Origin of the sequence: Yersinia sp. 2466 StPb PI (genome assembly GCF_041538325.1) — a bacterium.
In the GTDB taxonomy this organism is placed as follows: Bacteria; Pseudomonadota; Gammaproteobacteria; order Enterobacterales; family Enterobacteriaceae; genus Yersinia; species Yersinia enterocolitica_E.
Genome location: NZ_JAULSL010000001.1, coordinates 2,195,786 through 2,208,991, shown reverse-complemented (window position 1 = coordinate 2,208,991; position 13,206 = coordinate 2,195,786). Strand labels below are relative to the sequence as shown.

The window sequence follows — 13,206 nt, the reverse complement described above, 5'->3', positions numbered from 1 at the left end:
ACATGACACGATGAACATACGGTAAGGTTGCCACGTTTATTGGTCAAAGGAATATTATGTTATGAAACGTTACCTCATCCCCTTGGTTAATCAGATAGCTTTACTGATGATGCTACTGGGTTTACTGGGCCTTGCCGGTATGACTATCTCGTCATGGATGGCGCAAAGTATTCAGGGTAACGCGCATGCCATCAACAAAGCAGGCTCGCTACGCATGCAAAGCTACCGGCTGCTTTCAATGGTACCGTTAAATAATGGTGATTTGCCCTACCTGGTTGCACTCGAGCAGGATAAAACCAGTAGCGACTTACAACATGCGTTACAGCGAGAAGGGTTAACCAGCCAATATCAACAAATAGAGCGTTACTGGCAAACCACGCTAAAACCACAGTTGCTACAAGCTAAACATCCCGATGACGTTGCCGTCAACGTGGCAGACTTTGTCCACCAGCTAGATGCTCTGGTATTAGCCATTGACCATAAAACTGAACAACGCTTGTTATTGGTTACCATGATTCAACTGGTGTTCATTGTTCTGACAATGAGTTTACTATTGGCCACTATCTATTATTTGCGCCGCCGCATACTGCGTCCATGGCTGCAATTAATCTCCATGGCGAATGCGATTGGTCGCGGTGATTTCAGCAAACGCTATACGCTGTCTTATCAACGAGATGAAATGGGAATGCTGGGTACCGCATTGAATCGAATGTCGCAGGAACTTTCTTTGATATACAGTGACTTGGAGCAACGAGTTACTCAAAAAACCGCTGATTTACAACAAAAAAATCAAGTATTAGCCTTTCTATATCATAGTAGCCGTCAATTACATACCCACCAACCATTAAGCGAGCGCTTAGTTCCAATTATCGAGCAGCTACAAACACTGACACCATTGGAAAATGTGCAGATCTGTTTATATGAAAATCATCTTTATCGCGATCATCTCGCTGATAACGCCGATGGCGAATATCTGCCGCCCCAAAACAGCCCGGCACAACTCACTATTAGCAGCTCATCTGGCGGAGTGAGTAGTGCTGTTTTGCGGGAATCTTTGAGTTGGAGTCTGAGTGATAAGCTTGGTCAATATGGGTTGCTACTGGCAAAACTACCCACTGATAAATCACTCAATTCAGATCAGCAGCAACTGGTCAATATGCTGGTGGAGCAACTGAGCAGTACATTGGCTCTGGAAAGCCAAGCCCGGCATCAGCAGCAATTATTATTGATGGAAGAGCGTTCAGCCATTGCCCGGGAACTGCATGACTCCATCGCCCAGTCGCTTTCCTGCCTCAAAATTCAAATCAGTTGTTTGCAGATGCAAGCGCCCGACATGCCGGAACCCAGTAAACTTTTAGTACAGCAAATGCGCGATGAACTTAACATCGCCTACCGCCAGCTACGTGAATTACTGACGACCTTCCGCCTGAAGCTAAATGAGGCAACATTACAAGCGGCACTTCAGACTTTGGTAAATGAATTCAGCGAGCGAGCCAGTTTACCCATTACCCTCGAGTTTAACTTGCCGTCAGACTGTGTCCCCGACCATCAAGCCATTCATATGGTTAACATTGCCCGTGAAGCACTGAACAACATTTATAAGCATGCTCACGCCAGTATGGCCACAGTCAGGGTTACTGTTGAGCAAGGTGATGTCATCATGTCCATCCGCGATAACGGCTGTGGGATTGGACAGGCCAGCGAGCGGCCTAATCATTACGGTTTGATCATTATGCAGGATCGGGCAAATAGCCTGAATGGTGACTGTAACATCCGCCAACGGGACGATGGCGGAACAGAAGTTCAGGTGCGATTTGCTCCAGATAATGACTCTCTTGACTGATGCTTTCTGTCCAGATGGCCTATCTCTACCGCTTCGTGGCTAGATCTGGTAATCAATCACCACCTCATCTGCTGCCTCTGCCAACACTTTCTCTTTAATATCATGCAAAGAAAGTGTTGGATTACAGAGCTGTATAAAGAACCAAATGAAGTTACGTTGTAACTGACCTCGTTTTAGCCCTAGCCAAACAGTATTAGCATCAAACAAGTGTTCGGCATTTAGTCGTACTAACCCTTTATCACGATGTGCCTCGTAGGACATATCCGCCAGAATGCCGACCCCCATGCCGAGTTCAACATAGGTCTTAATTACATCAGAATCTTGTGCACTGAGTGCAATATCGGGTGTCAGTCCAGCATTTTTGAACGCATTGTCCAAACGTGAGCGGCCAGTAATCCCCTGACGATAGGTAATCAATGGCAACGTACTCAGCGTTTCAAGGGTGATATTAGGGTCTTGTGTTAGCGGGTGATTATCCGGCACGACAATAGCGTGGTGCCAGCGATAATAAGGAAACGTGGCGACAGACTCGTCACTCATTAATAGTTCAGTAGCAATACCAATATCCGCTTCACCGGAATGCAGCATGGCTGCAATCTCTTGCGGGTTCCCCTGGCTAATAACTAACTTAACTTGCGGGTATAACAGGCGGAATTCTTTAATCACCCGAGGCAAACTGTAGCGAGCTTGAGTGTGTGTGGTAGCAATATGCAACTGTCCACTATCATTATTGCTGAATACATCAGCCAGACGGCGGATTTGATTAGCATCATTCAGCATGCGTTCGGCTACTGTCAGCAACTCCTTGCCCGGTTCAGTCATCCCGAGCAACCGTTTTCCTCGTCGAACGAAGATCTCAATACCCAATTCTTCTTCTAGTTCGCGAATATGCCGGCTAACACCCGATTGTGAGGTAAATAAAGTATTAGCCACTTCGGTCAGGTTATAGTTGCAACGGGCTGATTCCCGAATAATTTTAAGCTGCTGGAAATTCACATTTAGCCCCTTTTGATTTCACTCTATTTGGTAGATAGATTTACGGGGGAAAATGGCCACCAACAAATACAAAAAAACCGTTGCTTATGTTTTTTTGTGCTAAGTAAAGCTTATGGCATACGTAAATCACTATACTATGGTGGTAAAAATTGAAATAACCCAAATTATCAAAAAGATAGGGGAAATAGAGGGGCTTCTAATTTTGGGGAAGAAATTAAAATCAGCTATATTTAATTACTTTTTAATATACCCAGAGCTATTGGTATTGCCGGTAGAGCGCCGACTCCCCTACTGATGCGTCAGTTACCCAGAGGATCGTACTTTGCCGTTAGACGCCCTTTTGGCTCGGTGCTAAAATCGCTTAATAAAATTCATCTGCCAAGACTTTATCTCCTTCATATTCATGCCAGGGAGTGAGTTGACATTGATGTTATTCAGCCTTTTATGTATGTAAGGCTGTTCAGGAGTTACTCATGCCATTGGCTATTATCGCACTCACCATTGCTACCTTTGGCATTGGTACCAGCGAGTTTGTAATTATGGGGTTATTGCCGGAAGTTGCCCATGACTTGGGGGTCAGTATCCCTAAAACCGGGATGTTGGTTTCTGTTTATGCCATGGGTGTGGTAATCGGCGCACCTTTATTGGCTATTGCAACGGCGCGAATCCCGCGTAAATCCACACTTTTGGGTTTAATTGTCCTGTTTATTATTGGCAATGTCCTGTGTGCATTGGCACAAACCTATAACTTATTGATGGCTGCCCGTATTATTGCAGCGCTCTGCCATGGCACTTTCTTTGGTTTGGCATCGGTGGTCGCCACTGATTTGGTCCAACCTAACCGCCGGGCGCGGGCAATAGCATTAGTCTTTATGGGTGTCACACTGGCAAATGTACTTGGTGTGCCATTAGGTACAGCAGTTGGACAAGCTTTTGGTTGGCGAGCCGCTTTCTGGGGTGTCAGTGCTATTGGTATTGTAGCTATCATCGCGGTAATCGCCTGGTTACCGAATAATATTCCGATGAAGAGAATCAGTCCTAAGCTGGAATTCAAAACCCTGATGCAGAAAAAAGTGCAAACCGCCTTACTGCTATCAGTATTAACCAATGCCAGCCTGTTTACTGTTTTCACTTATATTGCACCATTATTGCGTGAGGTGACGCGAGTTTCTGAACATGGCGTTACTGTGGTGTTATTGATTCTTGGGGTTGGGTTGTCCATCGGCAGCGTGATGGGAGGTCGTTTAGGCGACAAAAACCTGGTGGGATCCATGACCCGACTAATCGCCATACTGATAGCTATCCTGCTGGCGCTGCATTACACCATTGGTTTCTATTTACCGGCACTACTGACATTGTTTATCTGGAGTATTGTGGCTTTTGCCTTGTGCCCAATGTTACAACTATTAGTAGTGGATCAGGCCCGTGACGCCCCTAATCTGGCATCAACCTTTAACCAAAGCGCGTTCAATTTAGGTAATGCATTGGGCGCCTGGTTCGGTGGCACCTTGCTGGCTTTTGGTCTGCAATTACAGCAACTTCCGCTGGCTGCAATGGTCGTGATGGTTATCGCACTGGTCACTATGTTGCGTTTAAGATTGCATTTCCGTCGAACGGCAATTGTAAAACCCATCAATTAAGCAATCAATTCATCTTGCCCTACATATCTGTGGGGCAAATGCGCCGTTGCAGCCTATCGCACTCTTTTTATGCAAATAATTATCATTAACATTGGTTGATGTTATAGTTTATCCCTTTATAAGCCACAACCTCTGCTGGCTGATGACCAAGAATAAAACATCATAGGATAAGAAGGATAAACTGTGACCACAGGATCAACCGCAGCAAAACCCACATATCGCCCAGTTCCACCGCGTCTGATTCAGGTGAAAAAGATAGTGGATACCTCACCGCATTTACGTCGAATCACCTTCCATAGCCCGACATTGCAGAATTACCCGTCTGATTGCGCGGGCGCTCATTTGAAAATCTTCCTACCTTTGGCGAGCCAAACTCAGCCGGAACTGCCAGTACTTGGTGAAAAAGGTCCAATCTGGCCTGCCGCCGAGGTCCGTCCGATTGTTCGAACCTATTCTGTTCGTGCTTCTCGCCCAGAACTGAGTGAGCTGGATATTGAGTTTGCTATCCATGATCACCGTGGTCCGGCGGTCGATTTTGCCCGCAATGCCAAAGTCGGTGATTGGTTAGGGATTACCAATCCTGGTGGACCGGAAACTATGTTGCCAGCAGCGGCATACAGCTATCTGGTGGGTGACCCCGCCTCACTGCCCGCTATTGCCGCCTTACTGGAAACCCTGCCTGCAAATGCCGAAGGCCATGCCATCATCCGTGTAGATAGCCCGCAAGATGTATTGAATCTGATTAAACCTGCCGGGTTGGAACTGAGTTGGGTCATTGGGGGTACGGAAAAAACAGGTGATGTGATAACCCAATTCTGTGCGCTGAATCTGCTGATGGAAGAGTCAACATTCTGGCTGGCGGGAGAAGATAGCATGGTGGTGCAATTGCGCCGTTATCTGCGCCGAGAAAAAGGGTGTGAGCGGCAGCAACTTTATGCTGTACCCTACTGGCGCGAAGGCCTGAATGAAGAAGATTATCACCACAAGCGCCATGAAGTTATGGACAATATTGACGAGTAAGATTAATTAATATCTATAAAATCAATGGACATTACCCTGTAGTGTCCGTTTTCATAGCTATTTTTTTACCCTTTCCAGTTAAAACCTTGTAAATTTTCTGCGACAATTCCCTGTTATTTGTTAGTCTTAAAGCTACTTAGCCTACAATATGGCACTTAATTATCATTAAATGGCTCTAATGCCCGTTTAATGCAGTAAAGTTATTAGGAGCGCTCTCGAAATGAAGTCGCAAAATGATCCTGGCCGATCTAAATCTCGCCATCACGAATACTCCCTCATCCTGCCGATCATTGCATTGGTCATTCTTAATATCTGGGGTGATACCAGCAATTTTGCTGCTGTTATTGTTATCAACCTGATCGCACTTGTGGGTATCCTGAGCAGTGCTTTTAGCGTAGTGCGCCATGCCGACGTATTAGCACACCGCCTGGGAGAACCCTATGGCTCTTTAATCCTCAGTCTGTCGGTTGTTGTGCTTGAGGTCAGTTTGATCTCAGCCATGATGGCAACAGGTGATGCCGCACCCGCCCTGATGCGCGATACGCTCTATTCAATCATCATGATTGTGATTGGTGGATTGGTCGGTGTTTCCTTGCTGCTCGGCGGCCGCAAATTTGCTACCCAGCATGTCAATCTGGTGGGTATTAAACAGTATCTGATGGCTATATTCCCGCTGGCTATCATTGTGTTGGTGCTACCGAGTACCCTGCCCGGCGGCAACTTTAGCGTGGCTCAATCACTGGTTGTCGCAGCAATTTCAGCCGCGATGTACGGTGTTTTTCTGCTGATTCAAACCAAAACGCACCAAAGTCTATTTGTGTATGAACATGAGGATGAAGGTGACGACCCGAGTGACCCTCACCATGGTAAGCCATCCTCACACAGTAGCTTGTGGCACACATTTTGGTTGTTAATTCATTTAATAGCAGTAATAGCCGTTACCAAATTTGATGCCAACCCATTAGAAGCACTGCTTACTGAGTTAAATGCACCGGCTAAATTTACCGGTTTCCTGATTGCTCTGCTAATCCTCTCCCCTGAAGGATTAGGGGCGTTAAAAGCGGTGCTGGCTAATCAGGTACAGCGTGCGATGAACCTGTTCTTCGGCTCAGTGCTGGCAACCATTTCACTGACCGTTCCTGCGGTTACCTTGATTGCGGTAATCACCGGGCAAGAGTTGAACTTTGGTCTGGAAGCGCCACATATCGTGGTGATGGTCAGCGTGTTGATTTTGTCGCAAATATCATTTTCCACCGGCAGAACCAACGTACTTAATGGTACCGCCCATCTGGCGCTATTTGCCGCTTATATGATGACTATCATGCTGTAACTTCATGCCCGCCAAGGGATAAGCAAAGGGCAAGCGTTTATCACGCTTGCCCTTTTTTATCGGGTCATCCATTCATAACACTGAGTTATGAATAGGCATTTAGAGTGTGTTGGCAGAGTGCAGAGCGGACACAGTCCTGTTTATCAAAGCGGATGATACCAATCATTTCATCCTCAGCAAAACGCTCCAGCGCGTCACTGAGACCTGATTTCACACCACGCGGAAGGTCGCATTGGGTGATATCGCCATTAACGATGACCGTAACATTTTCACCGAGACGGGTTAGGAACATCTTCATTTGGCTGGCGGTTACATTTTGTGCCTCATCGAGGATCACTACCGCATTCTCAAAGGTACGCCCGCGCATATAGGCGAAAGGCGCAATTTCCACTTTGCCGATTTCTGGGCGCAGGCAGTATTGCATGAAAGACGAGCCGAGCCGGCGCAGCAGAATGTCATACACCGGGCGGAAGTAAGGCGCGAACTTCTCAGAGATATCACCAGGTAAGAACCCCAGATCCTCATCAGCCTGTAGTACAGGTCGCGTCACAATTATCCGATCAACTTCTTTGTGAATCAGTGCTTCTGCGGCCTTAGCCGCGCTGATAAAGGTTTTACCACACCCAGCTTCGCCGGTCGCAAAGATGAGCAGTTTATTGTCTATGGCTGATAAGTAATGACCTTGAGCTTCCGTACGCGCCTGAATAACGGAGGTATCACGGCTATCCCGTGCCATACCTATTGATTCAACACCGCCCATTTGCACTAACGATGTCACGTTTTCTTCCTCACGTTGACGATGGCTACGTGAATCACGTCTAATTACGCGTTTCGCTTCACGACGAGCTTTGATCACTGCTTTCTGTCTTCCCATAGTGGCACCTTACAGTTTGTTTCACCTACCGCAGCAGCGGTTGCCTGCGCGATTATATCCGTCATACTTCAAGCTGCATGTGTGTTGACTTCCTGCAACTCGAATTACTTTGGGTATATGTTTCACATACGGATGAGGTTTTTGGCTTCCTTCGCAGCCAATAATAGCCAATGAAAAATGCGAGTAGCGTCAACACCCAGGCCCCAAAATGACTTGGGTAAAAACAGGTCTGGGGTGAGAACGATATCGCAAGGGAGTTATTACGTGACATGAATACTTGAAACAATAACGCTGGAGACAAAAATATATCAGGGATAGATAATGACAGTACTGCTGGAAAATGAGAGTCGGAGGGGGAGCCCTCGTAACAACGAGTTGCTTGGGTAAAACAGTGGTCTTGTCTTAACAGCCCAATCATGGACTCTAGCATTAGCGATCCCCGCAGTGATAAACAACAGCCTAAGCTATGCACCGTGTGAAAAATACCGCCAGATGATTACAGTATAATGACACTCTTAAGTTTCGCGATCTCAAAATGTAAAAAAATATAATTTTTTTATTTGCTCATTTTTTGCTCTGATTATTTTTTGCATCGCGCTATACTATTAAGCCCTGTTTTACTCCCTGCATCAAACGAGCTTCGTAATTTCGCCTTTACCTTTTTTATTTGGGTTATAAGTAAAGACGAAAATAAAAAAACATCATTAATACAATAGAATAAACTCAAATGTAATTAACCAGATCCTCTCTAACGGCTGATTCTTAAATCCTGCAAACGTGCTATTTGTCGGCCTTCACTATCAAAGTTCTCCAGAGCCAGCCAATCATTAAATGCCTGCTTAATTAATGGCCATTCACGATCAGTTATGGAATACCAATTGGTGTCTCTATTGCGCCCTTTAGTCACAATCGCCTGACGAAATTGGCCCTCATACTGAAAACCAAAACGAGACGCAGCAGAGTTTGAGGGTTCATTCAATGAATCGCATTTCCACTCACAGCGCCGATAGCCTAATTTATCGAAGACATAATGTAATAGTAAATATATTGCCTCTGTCCCTGCCGAGTTACGTTTTAAACGTGGCGACCAATTCACTGAACCTATCTCGATAACACCATTATTCTCATCAATTCGCTGTAAGCCTACCGTCCCCAATGCAAGGCCCGTCTGTGCATCAATAACCGTATAGTGGACAGCCCCCGGTGCATTGATCAGGGTTTGCAGATAGAGATGAAAATCAGCTTCATTTTCAGGTCGTTCACAATAAAAATAAGTCCAGTCATCGGCCTCTTTCGCCATGTGATACGCCTGATATAACGACGCTTCATGCTTGTCTGCATTCACTGGCGCGAGATAGCAAAAATGGCCGGGTAAAATCTCACGCTGAGGTTGCTGCGCTGATTGCCAATGCGGTAATTCAGTGCCGATAGTTTGCCCAAAATGGTTTTGCTTCACTGTATGCTCCTTTTAAACACAACTGGCAGAGGAATATCAATTATTACGATACTCAATGATTTCACGCGCGGTAATTCCTGCCAAATCATAGCAATATATAAGGCAAGAATGGCAAAACAAAGTGACGTTTTTTGGCGGGAAATAGCTGAAATAATAGCAAGCAGGGTCTGAATACCCGATATAAGTACAGAATAACTTACTATCAGGTATTCAGAGATGATGGCCCATCACCCCCGGCGTAGATTAACTACCGGTGCAACGGTGGGAAGCTGTAGTCCTTCTTTGACGTCCAGTAATTGCCCATGTTCATCATTATATAACGTGAGACAGGAACCCGCTTGAAGCTGAGCCACCACCTCCGCTGAAAGTTCCATACTGCTAGCCAACTCATCATCATTCAGATGTGGTCGATGCCCACGACGTTCTACCTGAAAACGCACCTGATTGTATTTAGCCCAGACGATGATTACCACGGCATTGAATGCCGCAATCGCCGCATACAATGCCAAGGTTGTCAGGCCGCTAATAATATACATTCTGAACGGAATCGGCCCCATATTCGGCGCTCTACCAATCATGTCGAGAAAACCTTTCACGAACAGAAAGATAAAACCTATCCAGGCCAATGCCGTGATAATAATGTCGATCCAGCGCGGTATCAGCCGCTGTTCAGTGTGAATAAGAGGTGCACTCATGGTTTAACCCTCCCGATCCCACGGTCAGGGCTAACCCAACGCGCACGTTTACGCTTGGTATTGAGCATGACTTTGGGGAACGAAACCACTGTGGTGAACAAGCTCAGCATCCAGTAGACCATGGGATACCAGATAATCCAAAACAGTGAACTACCCAGTTTAGGCTCATAGCGCCGTTCAATGACCAAGCTTATCGCAAACTGCATCAAGCAAGTCAACGCCAGTACCATCCCGGTAAAGGCCGGTGGGAAGACTGTTTGTACATGGATACCTGGCGGTAAAGTAATAACCAATCCCAGTAGGAACAGGATAATACTGAACAGGTAAGTGAACGCCCAGGTTATCGACAGTGAATATTCAAGAAACAGTAACCACATGCGGCGATTACGCCAGCGCCACAGCTTAAACATATTTTTCAGGAAAACTTCAGCCCCGCCCTGCGCCCAACGCAAACGTTGCTTCCATAAACCACGTAAGGTTTCCGGCATCAAAATCCAGCACAAACCGCGAGGCTCAAAGAATACTGACCAGTGCCTGATTTGTAATTTCCAACTGATATCGATGTCTTCCGTGATCATGTCCGGGCTCCAGTAGCCCACATCCGCCAGTGCTCGGCGACGGAACGCAGCAACCACACCAGAGACGGTGAAAACTTGACCATAGACACGTTGTGTCCGTTTAATCAGCCCGATGATAGAAGAGAACTCACCAACCTGCACACGGCCAACCAACGTTGAGCGCGTACGGATTCGCGGGTTACCGGTAACCGCACCCGTGCGTGGATTCGCAATCAGCGGCGCGACCAAATAAGGCACCGCTTTGCTGTCCAGTAGGGCATCACCATCAATACATACCAGATATTCACTACGTGCCGCTGCTGCTCCCATACGCAGAGCAATAGCTTTACCCTGATTATGAGCCAGATGAATAACACGCAACCGCGAGTCCTCAGCCAACAGGCCATCCAGCACTTGTGCAGTATCATCACTGGAGCCATCGTTAATGGCGATCACTTCAATATTGGTGTAAGTCTGTGCCAATGCCGCGTGAATGGTTTCCCGCGCATTCTCTCCCTCATTAAAACAAGGGATTAAAATAGACACTAACGGATTACCTTTTAGCTCCGGTGCGGGCACATCATCGCCCCACGGCCAGTGTCTTTCTCGGCGTAGCCAAAAATAGACACCACCGGTTATCCAAATACCGGACATAAAGAGCGGATAGAAGAAAACAAAATTCAGCAACACATCACCAGTAAAGAGCAGGATCATACCCGCAGGTATACTCAGTACTAGGCATAGGATGAGTAACGCAATAATTCTATCGATCATATAAAGGGTACCAGGCAGAAGATAGCACAGGGCGGACATCTTTTAGCGGTGGTTCGCCAGTGATAAAGTTATCCGGATAGTAACCAAAATTTTGCGCGCCATTTAACTGCAACTGGCGCATCCATCCCGCCAGTATCGGGCCGCTGATGGCATTGCTGCCCTCAGGCTTGGTCCAGTCCTTCGATTGCAGTTCAAATACGGTTTTATTCAGGGCCCCAGGGCGCTCTGCAACTTTATTAACTAATTGCGATAGCCACTCATTAGACTCTGATAACGGCACCTTCTCCATTAGCGGCATTGCCATCGGGGCAACCCAATCATAGTTAGCCAGGAAATCATCAAGATTCTGCGCAAACCATGCTTCACTTTCCGGTTCTAAGATCGGCATAGCAAATATATTACGGGCAGATTTTACTTGTGGACCACGGATATCACGCACCTGACGTGTTAACTCATTAGTAAAATCAACCAGATATTTACTCTTATATCGCGTCCAGCGGGCCATGGTTTCCGGGTCTTGGCGTATGGTAGCAATCGAACCTGGGAAACCGGCTTTCTCATATGCACGGATAGCATCCGGCGATGCATCTTCAAAATCAGACATTACCGCGTCGTCATGATAGAGAATCCCGTCAATCGGTGCGCTATAGGCCATATCGCGATAAATATCGATGATGCGCTGTCTGACTTCCGGGTTAAATGGCGATAGGCGACGATATTGATCCGGATCGATACTGGTTTTCCCTGTTTTTGGGTCAATACGCTTAATCCGTGGTAACGACGGGTCCATCTCAAATGCCAACACCGGCATCCAGGCATAAACATCCACATCAGGGCGTGATGCTAGTTGCCAGGCAACGCGGTTAAACAAGTCCTGGCGCATTGGTATCCAACGGTTAGGGAAGTATACCTGACGAATATTGCCATCCCCTTTCGGATCAGAAAATGCTTGCAGGAACACCGTGGTGACGCGTAAATCAGAAATCCGTTGTACCAGTTTGTCGAGATTTTCCTTTTCCTGTACCGGGTCTGGATCGTAGAGATAATCCAAGTCAACATGCGCCACCCGCATGATGTCTTTTTCCTGCACAGAGGTAACCAACTGGGCAAAGTCTTTCAACGACGGATTATTACTGATCAAGATACGCGGTATATTCATCAGATCATTGACGTTACCAATACCGGGCTCCAGTGTCATAGCCATCTGGTAACCGTGTTGGCGTAAGATATTTAACACGGTTCCATTGGCTGCACCGTATGGCCAAACCCAGACTCTCGGTTGCTTGCCCGTTGCCTGAATAAGACGCTGAGTTATCAAGGTAACGTCTTTTTCCATCCGCTGCTTGAAAGCCGCTTCAGTTTCATATTTTTTCGTTTTAGGGTCATAAATCAAGTTGGCTGCTGCCGGTTCGGTATTCCCCTGCGGGTTTGCTATCACGCCGTAATGGGAAGCGTAAGTATGTGCACCGATTTCAATCAGTTTTGATTTAGCCATTTCGCTGATCTGTTTCCAGGTAAGAAAACGATCGCGATCAGTACTTAAACCACCGAAATCCACCTTCTTATTCGGTGGCGTATCGATCCAAGTCCCCACTGGAGCCAGTACTGCACTCAAATTATTGGCTTCTAACAATGGGTAAACACGGTTATAAAAACTACTGTACCCATCGTCAAAGGTCAGTAAAATGGCTTTATTAGGCAGCGGTGCGCCACCATTACGGGCCGCTAAAATCTGATCAACAGACACCACGTTGTAACGATTATCCTTTAGCCAGGCCAATTGTTCACTTAATGCGCTGCTTCTTACTGACAGATAGCGTTGGTCTGCGGATTCATCTTCAACGTCGTGATAAGCAATAACCACAAAGGTATTTTTTTGCCACGGCCTTTCACTTAGCGGCAATGCCCGCTCAGCGGGTGGAACGAATACCGGTTTCTCTGCATAACACACCGAGGCCAGCACCGTTATCATTCCTACTACAAGTATTCGTATAAAAAATAGTATCTTCGCCATGGCGCTG

Annotated in this window: 10 protein-coding genes and 1 pseudogene; 4 read left to right on the top strand and 7 right to left on the bottom strand. The window is 46.6% G+C overall.

Going from position 1 to position 13,206, the window contains the following annotated elements; genetic code table 11:
- The first annotated feature begins 61 nt into the window (after positions 1 to 61).
- Positions 62 to 1,843 (top strand): nitrate/nitrite two-component system sensor histidine kinase NarX, encoded by a 1,782-nt coding sequence (gene narX / locus Q2T72_RS09970; protein ID WP_083159055.1) that lies wholly within the window; start codon positions 62 to 64, stop codon positions 1,841 to 1,843.
- Positions 1,844 to 1,882: 39 nt separating this feature from the next.
- Here the strand turns inward: narX and cbl are convergent, their stop codons facing one another.
- On the bottom strand, positions 1,883 to 2,839 hold the full coding sequence (gene cbl, locus Q2T72_RS09965) for an HTH-type transcriptional regulator Cbl (protein WP_083159056.1): 957 nt from the start codon (positions 2,837 to 2,839) through the stop codon (positions 1,883 to 1,885).
- Positions 2,840 to 3,312: 473 nt separating this feature from the next.
- Here cbl and Q2T72_RS09960 point away from each other — a divergent pair, with 473 nt between their 5' ends.
- The 3 genes from Q2T72_RS09960 (at position 3,313) to chaA (ending at position 6,829) form a co-directional block, all read left to right on the top strand.
- Positions 3,313 to 4,479, top strand: a complete 1,167-nt coding sequence (locus Q2T72_RS09960) for an MFS transporter (protein ID WP_083159058.1) — start codon at positions 3,313 to 3,315, stop codon at positions 4,477 to 4,479.
- 183 nt (positions 4,480 to 4,662) lie between these two features.
- The gene (locus tag Q2T72_RS09955) at positions 4,663 to 5,499 is read left to right on the top strand and encodes a siderophore-interacting protein (protein ID WP_372569105.1); all 837 of its coding nucleotides are present in this window, start codon (positions 4,663 to 4,665) and stop codon (positions 5,497 to 5,499) included.
- Positions 5,500 to 5,719: 220 nt separating this feature from the next.
- Positions 5,720 to 6,829, top strand: a complete 1,110-nt coding sequence (gene chaA / locus Q2T72_RS09950) for a sodium-potassium/proton antiporter ChaA (RefSeq protein ID WP_083159060.1) — start codon at positions 5,720 to 5,722, stop codon at positions 6,827 to 6,829.
- Positions 6,830 to 6,914: 85 nt separating this feature from the next.
- Here the strand turns inward: chaA and phoH are convergent, their stop codons facing one another.
- From phoH to pgaB, 6 genes and pseudogenes are all read right to left on the bottom strand, one after another.
- Positions 6,915 to 7,703: a phosphate starvation-inducible protein PhoH gene (phoH, locus tag Q2T72_RS09945; RefSeq protein WP_032906294.1), complete on the bottom strand. Its 789-nt coding sequence runs from the start codon at positions 7,701 to 7,703 to the stop codon at positions 6,915 to 6,917.
- A 122-nt stretch (positions 7,704 to 7,825) separates the two neighbouring features.
- Positions 7,826 to 8,133, bottom strand: a pseudogene (locus tag Q2T72_RS09940) (hypothetical protein).
- A gap of 318 nt (positions 8,134 to 8,451) precedes the next feature.
- Positions 8,452 to 9,159 carry a GNAT family N-acetyltransferase gene (locus tag Q2T72_RS09935; RefSeq protein ID WP_372569104.1) on the bottom strand — a complete coding sequence of 236 codons (708 nt, stop codon included), beginning with the start codon at positions 9,157 to 9,159 and terminating at the stop codon, positions 8,452 to 8,454.
- A gap of 227 nt (positions 9,160 to 9,386) precedes the next feature.
- Positions 9,387 to 9,854 carry a poly-beta-1,6-N-acetyl-D-glucosamine biosynthesis protein PgaD gene (gene pgaD, locus Q2T72_RS09930; RefSeq protein WP_083159062.1) on the bottom strand — a complete coding sequence of 156 codons (468 nt, stop codon included), beginning with the start codon at positions 9,852 to 9,854 and terminating at the stop codon, positions 9,387 to 9,389.
- Complete coding sequence (gene pgaC / locus Q2T72_RS09925) at positions 9,851 to 11,185, bottom strand: poly-beta-1,6-N-acetyl-D-glucosamine synthase (RefSeq protein WP_083159063.1); 1,335 nt, start codon at positions 11,183 to 11,185, stop codon at positions 9,851 to 9,853. Before pgaC ends, pgaD begins: the two co-directional genes overlap by 4 nt.
- Positions 11,175 to 13,199, bottom strand: a complete 2,025-nt coding sequence (gene pgaB / locus Q2T72_RS09920) for a poly-beta-1,6-N-acetyl-D-glucosamine N-deacetylase PgaB (RefSeq protein WP_372569103.1) — start codon at positions 13,197 to 13,199, stop codon at positions 11,175 to 11,177. The genes pgaC and pgaB overlap by 11 nt, the downstream gene beginning before the upstream one ends.
- Positions 13,200 to 13,206 lie beyond the last annotated feature (7 nt).

Bases quoted from the DNA above. Each gene is read 5' to 3' on its own strand.
- narX (WP_083159055.1), top strand. From the start codon at position 62: ATGAAACGTTACCTCATCCCCTTGGTTAATCAGATAGCTTTACTGATG.
- Q2T72_RS09960 (WP_083159058.1), top strand. From the start codon at position 3,313: ATGCCATTGGCTATTATCGCACTCACCATTGCTACCTTTGGCATTGGT.
- chaA (WP_083159060.1), top strand. From the start codon at position 5,720: ATGAAGTCGCAAAATGATCCTGGCCGATCTAAATCTCGCCATCACGAA.
- phoH (WP_032906294.1), bottom strand. From the start codon at position 7,703: ATGGGAAGACAGAAAGCAGTGATCAAAGCTCGTCGTGAAGCGAAACGC.
- pgaD (WP_083159062.1), bottom strand. From the start codon at position 9,854: ATGAGTGCACCTCTTATTCACACTGAACAGCGGCTGATACCGCGCTGG.
- pgaC (WP_083159063.1), bottom strand. From the start codon at position 11,185: ATGATCGATAGAATTATTGCGTTACTCATCCTATGCCTAGTACTGAGT.
- pgaB (WP_372569103.1), bottom strand. From the start codon at position 13,199: ATGGCGAAGATACTATTTTTTATACGAATACTTGTAGTAGGAATGATA.